Genomic DNA, 19,412 nt, shown 5'->3' on the forward strand with positions numbered 1-19,412 from the left:
CCATGAGCAAGCGCAACGGCGGTATCAACGACCGCCCCGACGAAAGCGGCGAGCAGGGACATGCCGACGGCAATTCCGGCATCGACAATCGAATCGGCGGCGAAACCCTGCCCGCTCCGCCCGACACACTGACATCCGAACAGGAGCGGCAACGCCATCATCATGCGTCGGTGCCGGACCGGCGGCGCAAGGGCGTGCTGTAGCCGCAACTTTACGGGAGAGCGAATGGGAACCGAGATCATCGGCTGGATCAGCGCATGCCTGTTGTTGCTGACAATATCGACGCAAGTCTGGAAACAATGGAAGAGCCGCAGCAGCGCCGGCGTGTCGTCCTGGCTGTTCATCGGGCAGATCAGCGCGTCTACCGGCTTCGTCATTTACAGCTACCTGGTCGACAATCTGGTGTTCGTGCTGACCAACAGTCTGCTGCTGTGCGCGGCCATCCTGGGACAGTGCCTGTACCTGCACAACCGGCGGCGCGAAGGACGACAGCGGAAGAAGGGCGGGGAACGGGCGGGCGCTGGCCTGCCTGTCAGGTCCTGATGCAAAAAAGCCCGGCCGCAGGAGTCGGACGGGCTGTTAGGGGGCGAATGTCGCGCAGGCCGACGCTTATTCGGAACGCGGCATCGGAATCGCCTGTCCCGGGAACACCTGCTGATAGACCTCTGCCAGCAGCTGCGGATCGACGCCTTCCATCCTGCTCTGGTGGATGGCCTTGCCGAGCAGGGCGTGCGCGGCCATCGGGTCGCGCGTCGCGTGCGCTTTCATCAGCTCCATGGACAGATGCTTGAGTTGCGTGATGGCGTCCTGAAGTTGCTTTTCCATGCTTTCTCCCAATGAAGACAGGTAAAAAGCCCTGTTTACCATAATCGGCAGCACAGGTGGGCAAGCCCGGAGGTGCGGTCGTTATTCGGGACGATGCAGCTTGTCGGCCTCGTGCTTCTGGTTGCCGGCCGAGAACATTTCCCACAGCGTGATGCACATGGCCGCAATCACCGGCCCGATCACGAAGCCGTTCAGCCCCAGCAGCGCCATGCCGCCAACGGTGGAAATCAGCACGATGTAGTCGGGCAGCTGCGTATCCTTGCCAACCAGCATCGGGCGCAGGATGTTGTCCACCAGACCGATCACGATGACGCCGTAGGCGATCAGGCCCACGCCCTCCCAGATCGAGCCGGTCAGGATGAAATAGATCGCCACCGGCAGCCAGATCAGCGCCGCACCCACCGCCGGCAGCAGCGACAGGAAGGCCATCAGCACCGCCCACAGCAGCGCGCCCTGCACGCCGAGGAACCAGAACGCGATGCCGCCGAGCGCACCCTGCACCGAGGCGACGATGATGTTGCCCTTGACGGTGGCGCGGATCGCCGTGGTCAGGTTGTTGAACAGCGCGCGCTTGTGGTCGTGGTTGAGCGGCGTGGCCTGCTTGACCTGCACCACCAGGCGGTCGCCGTCGCGCAGCAGGAAGAACAGGATGTACATCATGATCGCGAAGCTGACCATGAAGTTGAAGGTGTTCTGGCCGATGTTGATGGCCTGGCGCGTCAGGAACTCGCTGCCCTGCACGGCGGCGTTCGCCAGCTTGGCCTGCAGCGCCGACAGGTTGCCCACGCCGAAACGATCGAGCACGTTGACCACCGAATCCGGCAGTGCCGCGAACAGGCGGTTGACGAAGCCGACGATGTCGATCTGCCCCGAGCGCAGGTTGTTGTAGATGGCCGACGCCTCGCGTACCAGCGACAGCGAGATCAGCACCAGCGGCAGCACCACCAGCAGCACGCAGATCAGCAGGGTGGCGGTGGCGGCCAGGTTGGGGCGCTTGTTCATCTTCGCCAGCAGGCGGCGATAGAAGGGGGCGAAGATCACGGCCAACACCACGGCCCAGAAAACGGCGCCGTAGAACGGCAGCAGGATCACGATGAACGCGATGGTGAAGGCGATCAGCAGGATCAGGAAGGTCTTTTGCCGGATTTCGGGATAGTTCATGGAAAAAGGCCTTGCGACAGGCCGGCATTCAGGGTGCTTCAATCCTACCCGAAGTTGGCCGCGGAAAGAGCGGTTTGCCGCACATACCCGCGCTGTCGCTGCGGTTGTTTGAACGCATTGCGCAGCGGCCTGTCACACGCAGAATGCAGGATTCCCGCCGTTCGTCCCACCAGAGACCGCCATGTCCTATCTGATGAAGCCCAATCTGATCCTCCTGCCCGGCCTGCTCAACGATGCCCGCCTTTGGCAGGCGCAGGCCGAAGGCCTGGCGGAAGTCGCCAATGTCTCGGTGGCCGATCTGACCGGCAGCGACACGATTGCCGGGTTGGCGGCCAGCGTGCTGGAACAGGCGCCGGCCGGCCTGTTCGCGCTGGCCGGGCTGTCGATGGGCGGTTACGTGGCGCTCGAGGTGATGCGGCAGGCGCCGCAGCGCGTGATGGCGCTGGCGCTGCTCGACACCAGCGCGCGGCCCGACACGGAAGAGACGAAGGAAAACCGGCTGCGCCTGATCGAACTGGCACGCACCGATTTCCCGGCCGTGCCGCGCGGCCTGCGTGAAAAACTCCTGCATCCGGCGCACCTGGGCGACGTCGCGCTGGCCGAACGGCTGGACGACATGGCGACGGTGATCGGCAAGGACGGTTTCATCCGCCAGCAGCAGGCCATCATGGCGCGCATCGACAGCCGGCCGACGCTGCCGCAGATCGCGTGTCCGACGCTGGTGCTGTGCGGGCGCGAGGACAAGCTGACGCCGCTGGAAGTGCATGAGGAAATGGTGGCGCTGATCCCGCATTCGGGACTGACGATCGTCGAGCATTGCGGCCACCTGTCGCCGCTCGAACAGCCCGATGTCGTCACCGCGGCGCTGCACGGCTGGCTGCAGAAACGCTAAAGACAGCCGCAGAATTTCCGGCCGCCAAATAAAGACCTCTCGGTCAAGTCCCACGGACTTGACCGGTCCCCCAAGGGGACGCTTTTTATCTTGAGACGGCCGGCGATAAAAAAAGACCGGCGCGAGGCCGGTCTTGAATGGTGTGCCGAAGGAAACGATCAGTTCGTTTCGACTTCCGCAGGTTTGCTCATGTGACGTGCACGCATCGGTTTCAGAACGAACCATGCCATCAGCGCGGCAACGGCGTTCAGGATCGAAGCCAGCACGAACACCGAGTACCAGCCACCGGTGGCGGTTGCCAGCACAGCCGACAGCGGAACCAGCAGCGAAGCGGTACCTTTTGCGGTGTACAGCAGACCGGCGTTGGCCGATGCGTACTTGGAGCCGAACGTATCTGCGCAGGTCGATGGGAACAGCGAGTAGATCTCACCCCATGCGAAGAACACGATACCGGTCAGGATCACGAAAGCGTACGGGTTGTGGCCGTAGTGGAACAGCGCCAGGATACCCACTGCTTCGATCGCGAAGGCGATGAACATGGTCGGTTCGCGGCCGATCTGATCGGACACCCAGCCGAAGAACGGACGGGTCAGGCCGTTCAGCACGCGGTCGATTGCCAGTGCGAAGGTCAGGGCAGGCAGGGTCAGGCCGAGCATGCTGACTTCGACGTCGAACACCTTGAAGTCGCGAGCGATCGAGCCCAGTTGCGCGGTTGCCATCAGGCCGCCGGCTGCCACCATGACGAACATCGCGTACATGATCCAGAACACAGGCTGTTTCAGCACTTCGCTCGGCTTGTATTCGCGACGGGTCTGTTGCACGTTGGCGACCTGTTCGGCCTTCTTGTGCTCAGGCGGACGAACCAGCAGCAGCGCGATGATCACGACGACGATACCCTGGCCGATACCGAAGTACAGGAAGGCGTCTTCGTAGCCGCGGTTGGCGATCATGGCCGAGATCGGCAGAATCGTGATGGCCGAACCGGCACCGAAGCCGGCAGCGGTCAGACCTGCTGCCAGACCGCGACGGTCAGGGAACCATTTCAGGGCGTTACCAACGCAGGTGCCATAGACGGCGCCTGCACCGATACCGCTGATGACGGCTGCGAAGTACAGCACGGCCAGCGTGTCGGCGAACGAGTTGATGAACCAGCCCAGACCGCACAGGATGCCGCCGACCAGAACCACGGGACGCGGACCGAATTTATCGACGAACCAGCCTTCGATCGGAACCAGCCAGGTTTCGGTCAGCACGAAGATCGTGAATGCGACCTGAATGGCGGCACGGCTCCAGCCATGCTTTGCAGCGATCGGATCGACGAACAGCGTCCAACCGTACTGCAGGTTGGCAATCATCGCCATGGCGATGATGCCGAAGATCAGCTGACCCCAACGGAAACCGTCGGAGCGAGCTGGCGTATTAGCTGCTTGATTCATTTTTGCCTCTCTCAAAACTCTCAAGTATCAAAATGCACCGCCGGAACCGTGCAGTGCGCCGTTGCAATAAACAGCCTGATTCGTGTCGATCATTTGCAACCGCCGCGATCACCCTCGAAGCTTGTAACTTGCCGGGTATTGCCGCGACGATCCGTGTTTATCTTTTTCAACGACGCCACTATCGAAGAAGAAAAGGGCGATCGCAATACGTCAAAGCAAGAATATGAGATATTCAGCTTGTGGATATCACGTAATCTCGCGTGCTTGAAAAATGGCCATTGTGGATAGCCCGTAAATTATTTGTGGATAGTACGTAAGCCGCATGAACGTTACGGTTTGGTTGCGTTACGTTTGGGTTAAAGGTTTTTAAATGTGTCGAAAACTGCGATGCAGGTGCGTCATTTGCGGACGGGTTTTCGACGTGAATCGCGCCGGAAACGCGGCTGCAATGACGACGGCCCCCGCGCATGGAACGGATGCGCAGAGGCCGTCGTCGATGGGAAGAAAGGCGGGCTTCAGAGCCAGTACTTCGGATAGCTGCGTTCCTTGATCAGGTTGTTGTAGAGCACCGCGACGGCGACCACGATGACTGCTCCCAGCAGCGTCGGCGTCAGCAGGAATTGCCAGCCGGGAACCGCCAGCATCACGATCACCGGGTTGGAGCCGGCCGGCGGATGCACGGTGCGCGTGACCAGCATCAGCGCGATCGCGGTGGCCAGCGCCAGCGCCATGCTCCACCAGTGAGGACCGAACACGCTCAGGAAGGCGAGGCCGGTCAGCGTCGACAGGAAGTGGCCGCCGATCACGTTGCGCGGCTGCGAGAACGGCAGGTCCGGGAAGCCGAACACCATCACGCAGGTCGCGCCGAAGGAGCCGAGCACCAGCGGCATGTTGCTGGCATCGGTCAGCAGGCCGACGGCGGCAATTGCGAGGAAGCCGCCGAGCCAGGCGATGGCGACCAGGCGCAGGGCGGGTTGCGGCGGCAATGCGGCACCGCCGCGCATCTTGGAGAAGTAGTGGGTCATGACAGTGCTCCTGGAAAATGATGTGTGGTGAACGAATCGCCGTGGCGGATGCTCCGGTTGCAGTCCTCGCCAGTGGCATGCATCTGTATAATTGAAATCAATAATATACAGATCTGTCTGTATATTATTGATTCAGGAAGCGGCATGCAAGCGCTTTCTGCGGCTGTGGCTTTTGCGCAATCCGGCTGCCGCGTGCATATGCAGCGCATGTTTCTTGCTGGTCCGTGGGACAATTCCTGCGGCTGCCGGTGCGCGGCGGCCGTGCAATCTGGATGGAGAACGAGGCAATGGCAGCAGACAAGAAGGAGGCGCTGGTCGGCAAGGCGATGGAATTGTTCGCCAAGGGCGGCTATACGGCGATCGGCATCGACCGCATCCTGGCCGAGGCGGGGGTGGCCAAGATGACCCTCTATAAGTACTTCCCGTCGAAGACAGACCTGATCCTGGAAGTGCTGGTCCGGCGCGACGATTACTTCCGCAACTCGCTGATGGCGGCGGCCGAGCGCAAGAAGAGTACGGCGGCGAAGATCCAGGCACTGTTCACCTGGCACGAGGAATGGTTCCGGCGCGACGACTTCAACGGCTGCATGTTCATCAACGCGGCTGCCGAATTCCACGAACGCGACAGCCCGATCCACCAGGTCGCGGCGCGTCACAAGCAACTGATCGTCGATTACATCGAAGGCGTGCTGAAGGACGAGTACGGCGCGCGTGCGCGCAAGCTGGCGCGGCAGATCAACATGCTGCTGGATGGTGCGATCGATGCCGCCCACGTGATCGGCAATCCGAACGCCGCAGCCGAGGCGTGGGAAGCCGCCAAATCTCTGCTGGGCCGGAGTTGAACGGCGGCATGCAGGCGGGCGGCGAGAAAATTTCCGGCGCGATGGAATAAACCGGCCGGCGATGCGCGACCCGGGCTGATGAGGAAAAGTCCTAGGGATAGCCGACGGGTTTGCCCGGCAGGTCGGGCAGCGGAATCCATTCGGTTTCGCCGGGCACCCTGGCGAAGCGTTGCTGCCGCCAGTCGTCCTTGGCCTGTTCGATGCGCTCCAGCGAACTGGAGACGAAATTCCATGCCACGTAGCGCGTGGCGTCCATCGGTTCGCCGCCCAGCAGCATCAATCGCGTCACGCCGGGACCGGCGCCGCGCAGCGTGATGGCGGTGTCCGCCTTCAGCACCAGCAACTGTCCCGCGTCGAACATGCCGTCGCGGCCGAGATCGAGCCTGCCTTCGACGATGTACATCGCCTGTTCCGGATACTCGGCCGGCACGTCGAGCCGTGCGCCCGGCTGCAGCACGACGTCGGCATAGAACAGGTCGGACAGCGTCGGCGCCGGCGAGCGCGTGCCGAAGAAACTGCCGGCGACGATGATGGCCGAGGCGCCGTCGCCTTCGATGACGGGCAACGCGTCGGCCGAAATGTGTTTGAAGTCCGGATCGATTTCTTCGTGTGCCTTGGGCAGCGCGACCCAGCATTGCAGGCCGAACAGCGACGACGGCCGCTTGCGCGTCTCGATGTTCGTGCGTTCGGAGTGGACGATGCCGCTGCCGGCCGTCATCCAGTTGACCGCGCCCGGCTGGATGGTCTGCACCGAGCCGACGCTGTCGTGGTGTTCGATCTCGCCATCAAATAGATAGGTAACGGTCGCCAGCCCGATATGCGGATGCGGGCGTACGTCGAGGCCATGCCCGGCATCGAAGCCGTGCGGGCCCATTTGGTCGAGGAAGACAAAGGGGCCGACCATGCGTTTTTGCGTGGTCGGCAGTGCACGGCGCACCTCGAAGTTGTCGCCGAGGTCGCGCGTGCGCGGGACGACGACGGTTTCCAGTGCGCCGTCCGCGTGCATGATCAGACCGCCTCGGTGACGATCTTGATTTCGCCCGACAGGATCTTGTGGATCGGGCACTTGTCGGCGATACCGAGCAGGCTGGTCTTCTGCTCATCGGTCAGGTTGCCGTGGAAGGTCAGCTTGCGATGGAAGACGTAGGCGCCGTCCTTGTCCGCGTGCTCGACTTTCACATCGACTTTCTGCAGGTCGATTTCCTTGCGCTTGGCGTACATGTTCAGGGTCAGCGCGGTGCAGGCGCCGAGCGAGGCGGCCAGCAGGTCGTGCGGCGTGAAGCCGGCATCGTCTCCGCCGTATTGCGACGGCGCATCCGCGATCAGTTTGTGCGGACCGGCCTCGACCACGTGCTGCAGCTTGCCTTCGCCTCTTGTTACATTGATGTCCATCTAGGTTCTCCACGTTGCATTGATAAATGGTTGATGCGGACCGCGCGCGGCGGCGCATCGCATGCTGGCGCATACTATACCGCACACGGTGCGTACGGATTTCATGTCAGCAAGCGGAAAGATTTGCCTGTCATCATGCATGTGTTGCCGCCGTGTTTTTCGTCTGTGCCGGCTCGCGCCGGTCCGTATCGCTGTCTTCCTCTTTCCAGGAATTGCCATGACCACCGCTTCCCGCAACAAGATTCCCGCCACCCTGATCCCCGGCGACGGCATCGGCCCCGAGATCGTCGATGTCGTCGAACGCGTCTTCGATGCGCTCGGCAGTCCGTACGAATGGGAGCGGCGGCAGGCCGGCCTCAACGCGCTGGAACAGGGCGGCGACCTGTTGCCGGAAGCCACGCTCGACAGCATCCGCCGCACCGGCCTCGCGCTCAAGGGACCGCTGACGACGCCGGTCGGCGGCGGCTTCCGCTCGGTCAACGTGCGCCTGCGCGAGGCGTTCCAGCTCTACGCCAACGTGCGGCCGGCGCGCACCATCATTCCGGGCGGCCGTTACGAGAACATCGATCTCGTGCTGGTGCGCGAGAACCTCGAAGGCCTGTACGTCGGCCACGAGCATTACGTGCCGATCGACGACGATCCGCATGCGGTGGCGATGGCGACCGGCATCAACACGCGCGCCGGCAGCCGCCGCATCGCGCAGTTCGCCTTCGACTACGCGGTGCGTAACCGGCGCCGCAAGGTCACCATCGTGCACAAGGCCAATGTGCTCAAGGCGCTGACCGGCCTGTTTCTGGAGACGGCGCGGCAGGTTGCGAGCGGCTATGAAGGCCGCGTCGAGGTTGACGAACGCATCGTCGATGCCTGCGCCATGCAGCTCGTGCTCAATCCGTGGCAGTTCGACGTGATCGTCTCGACCAATCTGTTCGGCGACATTCTGTCCGACCAGATCGCCGGCCTAGTCGGCGGGCTCGGCATGGCGCCGGGCGCCAACATCGGAGACAAGGCTGCCATCTTCGAGGCGGTCCACGGTTCCGCGCCCGATATCGCCGGCCAGGGCAAGGCCAATCCGTCGGCGCTGCTGCTGGCCGGCGCGCTGATGCTCGATCACAGCGGCTTGTTTAATGAGGCGCAACGCCTGCGCGCGGCGATCGACGCCGTGCTGGCGACCGACAGCGGCCGCACCCACGATCTCGGCGGCAGCGTTTCTACTTCGGCCTTCGGCGATCTGCTGACCGAGCGACTGCGCGGATAAGACATCGGCGGCAGCGCAGTACGGGATTTCCGCAGCGTCTGTCGCATTAAACCGCGAATGTTTTTGACAGGCGCGACATCGGCTACAGCCCGCCGAGCGGCGCGACCGAGTTCACCGAGTTCTACTGGGGCGATTGGCTGCGGTCCAAGGTTGACGTGAAGGACTATAACCTCGGTGCTCCTGGTGCAGACTACGCGACGGCTTTGGCTTCTTATCTGAAGGCTGTGGAGGATGCCTCCAATGCGATGGTGACGCTGCAACCGTCCGACGTCGTCAGCAACGGTTTCACGGCGACGCAACTGGGCGGCTTGACGAGCTTCGGTAGTGCGGAATTCACGGCGTTGTCGCAGCCGCTGACTGCAACCAAGCCTGGCAAGCTGCCGTACGCCGTCGATTACAAGGTGAAATTGCCGCAGAACTAATTCTTCCTTGTTTCCCCGCTTGTCCCCGTCGCCGTTGTTCGGCCGCGGGGATTTTTTTCGGCCAGGAATCCTGAATGCCCCGACTGGCATTGCGGTCAATATCGACAAACACGCATGCCCACATTATTATGAATAATTCTCATTTAGATGTAGCATCTGCTCAGCGAGCTTTGATTTTGTGCCATTGCGAGGCATCGTGTCTGTCAATCAACTTACTCCTCCCACTGTCGAGACGCTATACGTCGATCATCATGCCTGGTTGCGAGGCTGGCTCAACCGCCGCCTGAACGACAGCTGCGAGGCTTCCGATCTTGCGCAGGACACCTTCGTCAATGTCATCGCCGCCGGCAATGCCGCCGAGATTCGCGAACCACGGCCGTTTCTCGTCACCATCGCGCGTCGTCTGCTGGCGCATCGTCACCGCCGACATCTGCTGGAAACGGCCTACCTCGATGCCCTGAGGGCATTGCCGGAAGCGCTGATGCCATCGGCGGAGATGCGCCTGATGGCAATCGAGGCGCTGCAGGAAATCGACCGTGCACTCGACGGTCTTCCGCGCGCGGTCAAGCAGGCATTCCTGCTGGCCCAGCTCGAAGGCTTGAGCTATGCGCAGATCGCCGAGCGGCTCAAGGTGTCCGCCAGTTCGGTCAAGCAGTACCTGACGCGCGCCAATCGCCAGTGCTTCTTCGCGCTGGCTGCCTGAGGCCGGCATGAGCGCTTCCGTCGCTGCCGGGCTGCCGGCCGGTGCGCCGTGTGCCGGCGGGCGCGTCATCCGCGAAGCCAGCGCCGACCAGGCCGCGCAGTGGCTGACTCTCTTCATGTCGGGCGAGGCCAGTGAGCAGCAGCGTGCCGACTGGCAGCGCTGGCGCGCCGAACATCCGGACAACGAACTGGCCTGGCAGCACATCGAGGCGGTACGTGCGCGCTTCGGTGGGCTGCACGGTGCGGCTGCCAGCCGTTCTCTCTCTGCCCTGGATGCACCGCGCGCGGGAAGACGCAAGTACCTGGCGGTGATGATCGGCGCGGGTCTGGCGGGCGTGGCCGGTGTCGCTGGCATGTCGGCGCCGTCGCTCGACCGGCAGCTTGCCGATCTGCGTACCGGCATCGGCGAGCGGCGCGAATGGACGCTGGCCGATGGCACGCGTGTGCTGCTCAACACCGGCAGCGCGATCAATGTCAGCTTCGATGCGCGGCAGCGCCTGTTGCGGTTGCTGGAAGGCGAAGTCCGCATCGTGACCGGCCACGATCCGGCCTACGCCGACCGGCCTTTCTTGGTGCAGACCGCCGAAGGCAGTCTGCGCGCGCTCGGCACGGATTTCCTGGTACGCCAACACGTCGGCCGCACCGAACTCATGGTGCAGCAAAGCGCGGTGGAGATCGTGCCGGCCCGCGTGCCGCGCGCGTCGCGTGTGGTACAGGCCGGCGAACGCACCTGGTTCTCGCCGGATCGCGTCGCCGTGCCGGTCGGTATTCCGGAGGATGCGGTGGCCTGGCTCTCGGGCCGGCTGGTGGCCGACGAAGTGCGCCTGGCGGATTTCCTGCAGGAACTGGCGCGTTACCGGCGCGGCGTATTGCGCTGCGCGCCGGCGGTAGCCGACCTGCGCTTCTCCGGCGTGTTCCCGCTCGACGATACCGAACGCATCCTCGCCATGCTGCCGCGCGTGCTGCCGGTGCGCCTGCATGCACGCACGCGTTTCTGGATCACGGTTGACGCGGCCTAGCGCCTCGCCGCTGCCTGTCTCCAAAATTTTTTTCGTCTTTTTGAAATTTTTTCTGCCCGATTCGATTTCTCGCGGCACCTATCAAGTGAGGTCTTCATTCAATCACTTGAGGAAATGGTCATGAGCAAGAAAAATCGGAAGGCGCGGCTATCGGGAGAGATCGCGCCCCTGCGGGAAGTCGGTACCTTCACACGCCGGCCGTTGGCCTGCGCCGTGTCGCTGGTCGTCTGCAGCATGGCGGTCGGGCTGACCGCGCCGGCGGCATGGGCGCAGCAGGCAGCGCCGCAAACACAGGTGGCAAGTCAGGAATTCAATGTGCCGGCGGGACCGCTGGCACCGGCACTGCGCAGCTTTGCCACCGCCAGCGGCATTCCGCTGAGCTTCACTGCCGGCCAGACCGCGGGCAAGACCACGGCCGGTCTGCGCGGCCAGTTCAGCGTGCAGCAAGGGTTTTCCACCTTGCTCGAAGGTACCGGTCTGCAGGCGCAGCGTCTGGACAACGGCGGCTACGTGCTGCGCGCAACGGCAACGGAGCAGGGCGGACAGGGATCGCATACGCTGCCCGAAGTGCTGGTCACTGCCGACGCCTTGCGCGAGGCCGGTACCCGTACCATCCTGACCCAGGAAGACGTCGAGCGCACCGGTGCCACCAGCATGGCCGACGTGATCCGCTACCAGCCATTGGTCGAGGCGCCGGGCACGGTACAGGGCGCCACGCGCGGCGCGAGCCGCTATGACCGCAGCGGTACCACCGGCTACAACATCCGCGGCGTCGAGGGCAACCGCATCGGCCTCGACGTTGACGGCATCGAAATGCCGGACGCCATCAGCCGCGCGCCGCTGACCAACCGCGCGCAGGACGGCACCTTCGGCATGGGCCGTGACTTTATCGATCCCGACATGTACGGCGCGGTTGACATCCAGTCCGGCACCACCAACTCGCAGCGCACGGCCGGCGGCATCGGTGGTGCGGTCAGCTTCCGCACCAAGTCGCCCGAGGATTACGTCAGCGCCGACAAGCCGTTTTACGCCGGTGCCAAGCTCGGCTACGCGGAAGCGAGCGAAACCTGGACCAAGGGCGTGACCGCTGCCCTGCAGTCGGGTGACTTCGGCGGCCTGATCAGCTATTCGCGGCGCGACGGCGAGCAGACGCGGAACAACAGCGACACGGTGCAAAGCTTCCCCGACGACTGGCACACCGACGCGCTGCTGTTGAAGGGCGTGCAGCGCATAGGCGCCGATCATCGCCTGGAACTGACGGCCGATCTGTACCGCAAGCAGAGCAATTCCGAATTCGAGACCTGGAACACGACCGCCACCGCCGTGTCCGGCATCTCGCGTCAGCAGGCCGACACCAAGCGCGACACGATTTCCTTCGCCCATACCTGGACGCCGGGAGCGGACGGCTGGATCGACCAGCTCAACACGCGTGTCTATTATCAGAAGACCGACATGGACGACGTCACCGACACCACGCTGACCAGCGGTGCACTGGTGCGCGAAACCTCGCAGAACACCACGCGCCAGATCGGTTTCTCCAGCGTGGGCGAGAAGCGCATCGGCAATCAGTTGCTGAAGTTCGGCGTCAATCATTCGACGGCGCGCAACGAGCATCCGTTTACGTCCACCGAAGCCTTCGGCTCCAAGCAGCCGTTCCCGGATACGAAGACCGACCGCACCGGCATTTTCGTGGAAGACACCATCGAGTTCGATGTGGGCGGTCATCGGCTGGCAGTGGCGCCGGGACTGCGAGTGGATCGCGTGTCGCCCAGCATCCGCAATGCCGGTTCCTTCGAGGGTAACCTCATCACCGAGGACGAGTTGAATGCGATGTACGGCAACACGCCGTCGACCACCATCGTCAGCCCCAGTCTGGCCGTGCTCTACGACATTCAGCCGGCGTTGCGCGCCTATGCGCAATGGAAGCGCAGCGGCCGCGCGCCGAGCAACAGCGAGCTCTTTGGCTACTGGAACAGCGGCGGCGGGACCTACGCGCTGCTGGGCGACCGTGACTTGAAGAAGGAAACCAGCGATGCCTTCGAGCTCGGCCTGAAAGGTTCGCCGACTGCCGGCGTCATCCTCAACGCCTCGGCCTTCTATACGCGCTACAAGGATTTCATTTCCTACACGCGCTACACGCGCGCCGCCAATCCGGAGAAGTTCACCAACATCCCGACCAACCTGACGGTTCTGTACCAGGCCGACAACCGTGATTCGGCAAAGATTTATGGTTCCGAACTCAGCGTGCGGCTCGAGCATGGCACCTGGTCGCCCGAGCTGCGCGGCCTGTACAGCACCTGGGCCGTTGGCTACAGCAAGGGCACTTCCAAGTCCAGCTACGCGGGCGACAAGGATGTGGATCTCGACACGGTGCAACCGGCCAAGGCCATCATCGGCGTGGGCTATGATGCACCGGAAAAGCTGTGGGGCATGAACCTGATCGGTACCTTCGTGCGTGGCAAGCAGGCGGTCTCGACCAACCGCCAGTCGTTCGGCAACAATCCCGGCGACACCCTTGCCGATTCCACGGTTGAGTTGTTCGACGTGCCCGGCTACGCGCGCTTCGACCTGTTCGGCTACTGGCGCGTCAGCAAGAACGCGCGCATCTCGGCCGGTATCTACAATATCGCCGACAAGAAATACTGGGCCTACGGCAGCACGCGCAGCCTGCAACCGAGCTCTGCCCAGGACCGCCGCCAGATCGATCTTTCGACGGCACCGGGACGCACCGTCGCCGTCAATCTCAACATCGACTTTTAAAAGGAGGACTCACCTGTGAAAACGTTTAACCCTGCCTACTCTCTCGCCGCACTCGCCGCGGCTGCCATGTTGACGGCCTGCGCCGGCGGCGCAAGTCAGCCCGCGACGCCTGTGGCAGAGGCCAAGAATCAGCCGGCGCGCCCGGCCGGTGGCCATGGTCTCGATGCCTTCCTCGGCAGCTACGACGCCAATCGCGACGGCGTCGTCACGCGCGCCGAGTACGACACGATCCGCGAACAGCGCTTCCGTGCCGCCGACACCAACGGTGATGGCGTGCTGAGCGAGGCCGAATACGTGGCCGAGTTCGAGGGCCGTCTCAAGCGCCAATACTTCGACCAGGGCCGCGAACCCGACAAGGCCTACGAGCAAGCCATCAAGCAGGCACACGTGCGCTTCGGCATCGTCAACCGTGCGCGTGACGGAAAATTCACGCGCGAGGAAGATAAAGCAATCGCCGATCGTACCTTCAAGGGTGCGGACACGAACGGCGATGGCGTTGTTGACCGCAACGACCCGCCGCGCCAGCGTGAACAGTCGGGCGACGGCAACTGATCGTCTGCTTCAAATGCAAAACGGCCGGTACGACGTTCGTCGTACCGGCCGTTTTCTTATGCATAGAGCAATCACAATGCTGTTCGGCTAAATTTTCTCCATCATTCCCGCGCAGGCGGGAATCCAGCAAATGCCACGATTGCGCATGCCAGGGTTAAATATCGAACGTGATGCTGGATATGCCAATTGGATTCCCGCCTGCGCGGGAATGACGGGAGATGACACAAGCGTCATCTGGATTGCCCGCAAGATTTCATTCGACGCTTTCACGCACCCGCGTCGGAATCCTTAGTACGCACCACGCGCCAATCCCGCCCAACAGCAGTAGCGAAAGTTGTATCCAGGGCCGTCCCGCGAAGCTCCAGGCAGACAGGCTGATCATGATCGCCATCGAGCCTATCGCGATGCATTTGGTGCGTAGGGTCAGACTGCGGTGCGTCTCCCAGTCGCGCACGAAAGGACCGAGCACGCGATGATTGAGCAGCCAGCGGTGCAGGCGTGGCGAAGCCTTGGCGAAGCAGGCAGCCGCCAGCAGTACGAAGGGCGTGGTCGGCAGGCCGGGCACGAAGATTCCCACGATGCCCAGCAGCAGCGAGACGCAGCCCGCGAGCGCGAACAGCGCACGCGCGACGGGCGAGCGGGCGGGGGAGGTCGGAGCCGGAGCGTTCTGGGTCATGGGCAATGTGACGGACGGGGCAAACGGCGGCACGTGGAAGCAAAGCCGCGCGGCTGCTCCCGATCATACCGGTCGGCAAGGTTGTTGTAAGTACGCATCTTCCGGCGGGCCGGTTTCTCGACAAAGCGGCGAAGGCTCACTTAGAATCAAGAATGATTCTCATTCGTATATTGGTCCAGTGGCCGATATCCTGTCAGCCCCGGAGCATCGTGTCAGTCCCACCGGTTTCTTCCCCTCCTGTCGAATCGCTGTATGTCGAGCATCACGCGTGGCTGTGCGGCTGGCTGAACCGCCGCCTGCACAACAGCGCGGAAGCCTCGGATCTGGCGCAGGATACCTTTGTACGCCTGCTGGTGGCGCCGGCGTCGGCCGCGCAGGGCGAGCACAGTCCGCTGCGCGAACCGCGCGCCTATCTGGCAACGGTGGCGCGCCGCGTGCTGATCAACCACCTGCGCCGTCAGTCGCTCGAGCAAAGCTATCTTGATGCGCTGGCCGTTCTGCCGGAAAACCTGGTGCCCTCGCCCGAGGAACAGGTGCTGCTGTTCGAGGCGCTGCAGGAGATCGACGCCATGCTTGCCAACCTGGCGGACAAGGTGCGTGCCGTATTCGTGCTGTCGCAGATCGAAGGCCTGACCTACGCGGCGATCGCCAGGGAACTCGGCATCGGCGAACGTTCGGTCAAGCGTTACATGGCGCAGGCCATGGCCGAGTGCGTGCTGCTGGCGCCCTGATTCGGCATGAAGCAGGCCAATCCGATCGCCGCTGCCGGCATGGCGCCGTCCGAAACCAATCGCTCGCTCGAGCGCCGCATCGCCATGCGTGCCGCCGAGTGGTTCGTGCTGCTGGACTCCGGCGAGGCGGGCGCTACAGAGAAAGCGGATTTTCAGCGCTGGCATGACAGCGATCCCGAACACGCGCGTGCCTGGGCGCGCATCCAGCATGTCAGTCGCCGTGCCGGCAGTGTGCCGGCCGCCATCGGCTCGCCCATTCTGCGCCGTGCCGCTATGCTGGACCGACGCATCGCCATCAAGGCGCTGGCACTGCTGATCGCGGCGCCGCCGGCCGCCGTGCTGGCGTGGAACATGTGGCCGCAGCAAGGCCAGCGCTACGTCACCGCGACCGGCGAACAGCGCGACGTGACGCTACCCGATGGCACACGTCTGCGTCTGAATACCGCGAGCGACATTTCCCTTGCCTACAGCACGCACGAACGCGTGGTGGTCCTGCATACAGGCGAAGTCCTGATCGAGACGGCCAGCGATCCGATGCAGACGCAGGGAGCTGGTCGCCCCTTCCTCGTGCGCACCGCCGAAGGACAGGTCCGCGCGATCGGTACACGCTTCGTGGTGCGTCAGCTTGATGCCATGAGCATCGTCTCCGTGCTGCAGGGCGCAGTCGAACTGATGCCCATGCATGGCAGCGCGCCGCGCCGGCTGGAGGCCGGGCAGCAGGGTAGCTTCGATGAGCATAGCGTCGGTGCGGTGGAGGCGGTTGATGCCACGCATGGCGGCGCATGGGCGCAAGGCGTCCTGGCCGTGCACGACGTGCGGCTCGACGAATTCGTCGCCGAGCTGTCGCGCTATCGGCGCGGCTACATCCGCTGCGATGCGGCGGTCGCGCACCTGCGCCTGACGGGCGCCTTCCAGTTGGCGGATACGGATCGTATCCTGCAGAACCTGATCGAACTGCTGCCGGTCGAGGTGACGTTCTATACGCGCTACTGGACCGCCATCTCGGCCAGGAACGCCGGCTGAAAATCTTTTTGGCAAGGCTGGCCCCTTTTCCTTTCCCCATTTGTCCTGTTGGTATCCGCATACAACAACAGTCCGTTTCAAGGGGAAAGCATCATGCACAATCATCCACCTTTCCATTCCTCCGCATGCCGTCCGCCTGCGCTCACGCGCATGGCCTGCGCGCTCGCTGCCGCCTGCGCTGCCATGGCCTTTGCGGCCACGCCGCCACCGGCAGTGGCGGCGGATGGCGGTGTTGCCGCCAGCCAGCGTATCGCCTTCGATATCGCAGCCGGCCCGCTGGAGCAGGCGCTGCCGCAGTTTGCCGCCGCCAGCGGCGCGACGATCAGCGCGCCGCCGGAACTGGTGAAGGGCGTGCGTTCGTCGCCGGTGCGCGGCGCTTATTCCGTGCAGCAGGGGTTGCAGCAACTGCTGAACGGAACCGGATTGCAGGCGGTGCCGCATGGCACGGGCGGCTATGTGCTGGCCAAGGCGGCCGCCGCGCAGCCGGCTGACGCCGCCACCTTGCCGGCGGTGACCGTCAGCACGGCACTGGCCACCACCGAGGGCACGGGTTCGTATACGACACGCTCGATGAACACCGCGACGCGTCTGGGCCTGTCGCCGCGCGAGACGCCGCAGTCGATCAGCGTGCTGACGCGCCAGCAGATGGACGACCAGGGCATCACCACGCTGGACGAGGCAGTACAGAACATCACCGGCCTCGTGATGCAGAAGGGCTATTACTCGGGCAACTCCGGCAGCTTCCTCGCACGCGGCTTCCCGGTCGACAACATGATGCTCGACGGCCTGCCGACCAACATGGGCGCCAACGGGACCTTCAACGCCGACAATGCCGACCTCGCCATCTATGACCGCGTCGAAGTGGTGCGCGGCGCCAACGGCCTGACCAGCGGCAGCGGCAATCCGGCGGCCAGCATCAACCTCGTGCGCAAACGCCCGACCGCCGAACGTCAGGTATCGCTGACCGCCAGCGCCGGCAACTGGAACAACTACCAGTTGCAGCTCGACGCTGCCAATGCTCTCAATGAAGCCAAGACCCTGCGCGGCCGCACCGTGATCAGCGTGCAGGACAAGGACAATTTCTACGACGTGGCGCACGATCGCACGCAGCAGCTGTACGGCATTCTCGAAGCGGACATCGGCCGCGATACCACGCTGACCTTCGGCGCGCACTACCGCAAATACGAGAACGATGGCGGCTACCAGGAACTGCCGACGCGCGACGATGGCAGCCAGCTTGGCTTGCGTCGTTCCGCCACGCTTGGCAACGCTTACGATTTCTGGAACCAGACCGACAAGACCGTGTTCGCGGAACTCGATCACCGCTTCGCCAACGGCTGGAAGGCGCGCTTCTCCGCCGTCAAGAAATGGCAGGACCTGAGCATGGTGTTCTCGTCCTTCGGTGGCTCGGAAGGGGCATTCACGCAGAACTCGCAGGCGTACTGGCTCGACAATGCGCAAAGCAGCTTCGACGCGATGCTCAGCGGTCCTTTCCAGCTGTTCGGCCGTTCGCATGAGGCGGTCGTCGGTGTTGGTCACCGCAAGGCGCTCAACTACAACTACGGCGACTGGGGCATTCGTTCGACACCGCTGCCGCTCGATCCCTGGAACTGGAATCCCCATGCAGCCAGCATGCCGGGACCGATCGACTACGATCGCTGGCTGTACAAGTACACCTTGCGCGAACAAGGCCTGTATGGCTCGGCGCGTTTCAGCATCAGCGATCCGCTGTCGGTCATCGTTGGCGCACGCGCAAGCTGGTACGACTTCGTCAACAACGGCAATGGCACAGGCTACAAGGTCACGCGCGAGTTGACGCCCTACGCGGGCGTGATCTACGACCTCGATGCCAACCACTCGCTCTACGCAAGCTGGACCGAGATCTTCCAGCCGCAGTCAAGCAGGGATATCAACGGCGACCTGCTCAAGCCCATCACCGGCACCAACTACGAAGCCGGCATCAAGGGCGAGTACTTTGGTGGCCGTCTCAATGCCAGTTTGGCCGTGTTCCAGATCAGTCAGTCGAACCGCCCCATGACGGATCGTGATGGCCCATCGCCTTGCCCGAGTACCGGCAGTACCTTCTGCACGCGGGCTGCCGGCGAGGTGGAAAGCAAGGGCGTGGAACTGGAAGTCAGCGGCGAACTTGCGCCGGGCTGGCAGGCCACGGCCGGTTATACCTATGTTTCGGCCAGGTACACGCGCGATTCAAACGTGAGCAACATCGGCAAACAGTTCGATACCGATTTCCCGCGCCATCAGTTCAAGGCATCGACCAGCTATCGGCTGCCCGGCGAGTACAACCGCTGGCGTGTTGGCGGTTCGGTCTATGTGCAGAACGGCATTCGCACCTCGGATGACGACCGCATCACGCAAGGCGGCTATGCGGTCTTCGGCCTGCATGCCGGCTACCAGTTCAGCGACAACCTGAGCCTGCGTCTGAACGTGAACAATCTGTTCGACAAGACCTATTACCAGGGACTGGGATGGAGCACCGGCGGCAACAGCTACGGCACGCCGCGCAATGCGCTGCTGACGCTGAACTACAAACTCTGATCGTTCATCTTCCAGAAGAAAGCCGGCGCAGAAAATTTCTGTTCCGGCTTTTTCTGTTTATCCGATGGCGCGATGTTTGCCTGCGGATAGCCTGACGCATTTTTGCAACGTTGCGATGCTGCCGAATTGCGCCCACCAAGTAG

The 19,412-nt window shown here is 63.2% G+C and carries 20 protein-coding genes; 13 read left to right on the forward strand and 7 right to left on the reverse strand.

Features of this window, described 5'->3' with window-relative positions; translation table 11 throughout:
• Nucleotides 1-2 precede the first annotated feature (2 nt).
• Both IEV38_RS11165 and IEV38_RS11170 read left to right on the forward strand, forming a co-directional pair.
• The gene (locus IEV38_RS11165) at nucleotides 3-203 is read left to right on the forward strand and encodes a hypothetical protein (protein ID WP_188396294.1); all 201 of its coding nucleotides are present in this window, start codon (nucleotides 3-5) and stop codon (nucleotides 201-203) included.
• A gap of 22 nt (nucleotides 204-225) precedes the next feature.
• Nucleotides 226-543 carry a PQ-loop repeat-containing protein gene (locus IEV38_RS11170; protein ID WP_188396295.1) on the forward strand — a complete coding sequence of 106 codons (318 nt, stop codon included), beginning with the start codon at nucleotides 226-228 and terminating at the stop codon, nucleotides 541-543.
• 66 nt (nucleotides 544-609) lie between these two features.
• Here the strand turns inward: IEV38_RS11170 and IEV38_RS11175 are convergent, their stop codons facing one another.
• Nucleotides 610-825 (reverse strand): hypothetical protein, encoded by a 216-nt coding sequence (locus IEV38_RS11175; RefSeq protein ID WP_188396296.1) that lies wholly within the window; start codon nucleotides 823-825, stop codon nucleotides 610-612.
• 81 nt (nucleotides 826-906) lie between these two features.
• The gene (locus IEV38_RS11180; RefSeq protein WP_188396297.1) at nucleotides 907-1,986 is read right to left on the reverse strand and encodes an AI-2E family transporter; all 1,080 of its coding nucleotides are present in this window, start codon (nucleotides 1,984-1,986) and stop codon (nucleotides 907-909) included.
• Between the two features lie 181 nt (nucleotides 1,987-2,167).
• On the opposite strand from IEV38_RS11180, the gene IEV38_RS11185 reads away from it, so the two are divergent.
• Nucleotides 2,168-2,878 carry an alpha/beta fold hydrolase gene (locus IEV38_RS11185; RefSeq protein WP_188396298.1) on the forward strand — a complete coding sequence of 237 codons (711 nt, stop codon included), beginning with the start codon at nucleotides 2,168-2,170 and terminating at the stop codon, nucleotides 2,876-2,878.
• Between the two features lie 158 nt (nucleotides 2,879-3,036).
• On the opposite strand, the gene oxlT is transcribed toward IEV38_RS11185, so the two are convergent.
• Complete coding sequence (gene oxlT / locus IEV38_RS11190; RefSeq protein WP_188396299.1) at nucleotides 3,037-4,314, reverse strand: oxalate/formate MFS antiporter; 1,278 nt, start codon at nucleotides 4,312-4,314, stop codon at nucleotides 3,037-3,039.
• A 515-nt stretch (nucleotides 4,315-4,829) separates the two neighbouring features.
• Entirely contained in the window at nucleotides 4,830-5,339 is a 510-nt protein-coding gene (locus IEV38_RS11195) for an HPP family protein (RefSeq protein WP_188396300.1), read from the reverse strand.
• Nucleotides 5,340-5,563: 224 nt separating this feature from the next.
• Between IEV38_RS11195 and IEV38_RS11200 the strand changes: the two genes are divergently transcribed.
• Entirely contained in the window at nucleotides 5,564-6,181 is a 618-nt protein-coding gene (locus IEV38_RS11200) for a TetR/AcrR family transcriptional regulator (RefSeq protein WP_229728994.1), read from the forward strand.
• Nucleotides 6,182-6,272: 91 nt separating this feature from the next.
• On the opposite strand, the gene IEV38_RS11205 is transcribed toward IEV38_RS11200, so the two are convergent.
• Nucleotides 6,273-7,187: a pirin family protein gene (locus tag IEV38_RS11205; protein ID WP_188396301.1), complete on the reverse strand. Its 915-nt coding sequence runs from the start codon at nucleotides 7,185-7,187 to the stop codon at nucleotides 6,273-6,275.
• A gap of 2 nt (nucleotides 7,188-7,189) precedes the next feature.
• Nucleotides 7,190-7,573 (reverse strand): OsmC family protein, encoded by a 384-nt coding sequence (locus tag IEV38_RS11210; protein ID WP_188396302.1) that lies wholly within the window; start codon nucleotides 7,571-7,573, stop codon nucleotides 7,190-7,192.
• A gap of 217 nt (nucleotides 7,574-7,790) precedes the next feature.
• Here IEV38_RS11210 and IEV38_RS11215 point away from each other — a divergent pair, with 217 nt between their 5' ends.
• From IEV38_RS11215 to IEV38_RS11240, 6 genes are all read left to right on the forward strand, one after another.
• Nucleotides 7,791-8,828 (forward strand): isocitrate/isopropylmalate dehydrogenase family protein, encoded by a 1,038-nt coding sequence (locus IEV38_RS11215; RefSeq protein WP_188396303.1) that lies wholly within the window; start codon nucleotides 7,791-7,793, stop codon nucleotides 8,826-8,828.
• Nucleotides 8,829-8,983: 155 nt separating this feature from the next.
• Nucleotides 8,984-9,250, forward strand: a complete 267-nt coding sequence (locus IEV38_RS11220; RefSeq protein ID WP_188396304.1) for a hypothetical protein — start codon at nucleotides 8,984-8,986, stop codon at nucleotides 9,248-9,250.
• 193 nt (nucleotides 9,251-9,443) lie between these two features.
• Nucleotides 9,444-9,953 (forward strand): sigma-70 family RNA polymerase sigma factor, encoded by a 510-nt coding sequence (locus tag IEV38_RS11225; RefSeq protein ID WP_371869876.1) that lies wholly within the window; start codon nucleotides 9,444-9,446, stop codon nucleotides 9,951-9,953.
• Nucleotides 9,954-9,960: 7 nt separating this feature from the next.
• Nucleotides 9,961-10,971, forward strand: coding sequence for a FecR domain-containing protein (locus IEV38_RS11230; protein WP_188396306.1), 1,011 nt, complete (start codon nucleotides 9,961-9,963; stop codon nucleotides 10,969-10,971).
• 120 nt (nucleotides 10,972-11,091) lie between these two features.
• Nucleotides 11,092-13,731, forward strand: a complete 2,640-nt coding sequence (locus IEV38_RS11235) for a TonB-dependent receptor (protein WP_229728995.1) — start codon at nucleotides 11,092-11,094, stop codon at nucleotides 13,729-13,731.
• Between the two features lie 15 nt (nucleotides 13,732-13,746).
• Nucleotides 13,747-14,283: an EF-hand domain-containing protein gene (locus tag IEV38_RS11240; protein ID WP_188396307.1), complete on the forward strand. Its 537-nt coding sequence runs from the start codon at nucleotides 13,747-13,749 to the stop codon at nucleotides 14,281-14,283.
• Between the two features lie 253 nt (nucleotides 14,284-14,536).
• On the opposite strand, the gene IEV38_RS11245 is transcribed toward IEV38_RS11240, so the two are convergent.
• Complete coding sequence (locus IEV38_RS11245; protein WP_188396308.1) at nucleotides 14,537-14,959, reverse strand: YbaN family protein; 423 nt, start codon at nucleotides 14,957-14,959, stop codon at nucleotides 14,537-14,539.
• Between the two features lie 206 nt (nucleotides 14,960-15,165).
• Here IEV38_RS11245 and IEV38_RS11250 point away from each other — a divergent pair, with 206 nt between their 5' ends.
• From IEV38_RS11250 to IEV38_RS11260, 3 genes are all read left to right on the forward strand, one after another.
• A complete protein-coding gene (locus IEV38_RS11250) occupies nucleotides 15,166-15,690 on the forward strand; it encodes a sigma-70 family RNA polymerase sigma factor (protein ID WP_371869877.1) in 525 nt (174 codons plus the stop codon).
• Between the two features lie 6 nt (nucleotides 15,691-15,696).
• Nucleotides 15,697-16,713 (forward strand): FecR domain-containing protein, encoded by a 1,017-nt coding sequence (locus IEV38_RS11255; protein ID WP_229728997.1) that lies wholly within the window; start codon nucleotides 15,697-15,699, stop codon nucleotides 16,711-16,713.
• Between the two features lie 93 nt (nucleotides 16,714-16,806).
• Nucleotides 16,807-19,269 carry a TonB-dependent siderophore receptor gene (locus IEV38_RS11260; protein ID WP_229728998.1) on the forward strand — a complete coding sequence of 821 codons (2,463 nt, stop codon included), beginning with the start codon at nucleotides 16,807-16,809 and terminating at the stop codon, nucleotides 19,267-19,269.
• The last annotated feature ends 143 nt before the right edge of the window (nucleotides 19,270-19,412 follow it).

The organism is Oxalicibacterium flavum (genome assembly GCF_014635065.1).
GTDB classification, from domain to species: Bacteria; Pseudomonadota; Gammaproteobacteria; order Burkholderiales; family Burkholderiaceae_D; genus Oxalicibacterium; species Oxalicibacterium flavum.

Coding starts and splice junctions, on each gene's coding strand:
- IEV38_RS11245 (WP_188396308.1), bottom strand. CDS start 14,959: ATGACCCAGAACGCTCCGGCTCCGACCTCCCCCGCCCGCTCGCCCGTC.
- IEV38_RS11195 (WP_188396300.1), bottom strand. CDS start 5,339: ATGACCCACTACTTCTCCAAGATGCGCGGCGGTGCCGCATTGCCGCCG.
- IEV38_RS11210 (WP_188396302.1), bottom strand. CDS start 7,573: ATGGACATCAATGTAACAAGAGGCGAAGGCAAGCTGCAGCACGTGGTC.
- IEV38_RS11165 (WP_188396294.1), top strand. CDS start 3: ATGAGCAAGCGCAACGGCGGTATCAACGACCGCCCCGACGAAAGCGGC.
- IEV38_RS11235 (WP_229728995.1), top strand. CDS start 11,092: ATGAGCAAGAAAAATCGGAAGGCGCGGCTATCGGGAGAGATCGCGCCC.
- IEV38_RS11205 (WP_188396301.1), bottom strand. CDS start 7,187: ATGCACGCGGACGGCGCACTGGAAACCGTCGTCGTCCCGCGCACGCGC.
- IEV38_RS11185 (WP_188396298.1), top strand. CDS start 2,168: ATGTCCTATCTGATGAAGCCCAATCTGATCCTCCTGCCCGGCCTGCTC.
- IEV38_RS11175 (WP_188396296.1), bottom strand. CDS start 825: ATGGAAAAGCAACTTCAGGACGCCATCACGCAACTCAAGCATCTGTCC.
- IEV38_RS11255 (WP_229728997.1), top strand. CDS start 15,697: ATGAAGCAGGCCAATCCGATCGCCGCTGCCGGCATGGCGCCGTCCGAA.
- IEV38_RS11260 (WP_229728998.1), top strand. CDS start 16,807: ATGCACAATCATCCACCTTTCCATTCCTCCGCATGCCGTCCGCCTGCG.
- oxlT (WP_188396299.1), bottom strand. CDS start 4,314: ATGAATCAAGCAGCTAATACGCCAGCTCGCTCCGACGGTTTCCGTTGG.
- IEV38_RS11215 (WP_188396303.1), top strand. CDS start 7,791: ATGACCACCGCTTCCCGCAACAAGATTCCCGCCACCCTGATCCCCGGC.
- IEV38_RS11230 (WP_188396306.1), top strand. CDS start 9,961: ATGAGCGCTTCCGTCGCTGCCGGGCTGCCGGCCGGTGCGCCGTGTGCC.
- IEV38_RS11180 (WP_188396297.1), bottom strand. CDS start 1,986: ATGAACTATCCCGAAATCCGGCAAAAGACCTTCCTGATCCTGCTGATC.
- IEV38_RS11170 (WP_188396295.1), top strand. CDS start 226: ATGGGAACCGAGATCATCGGCTGGATCAGCGCATGCCTGTTGTTGCTG.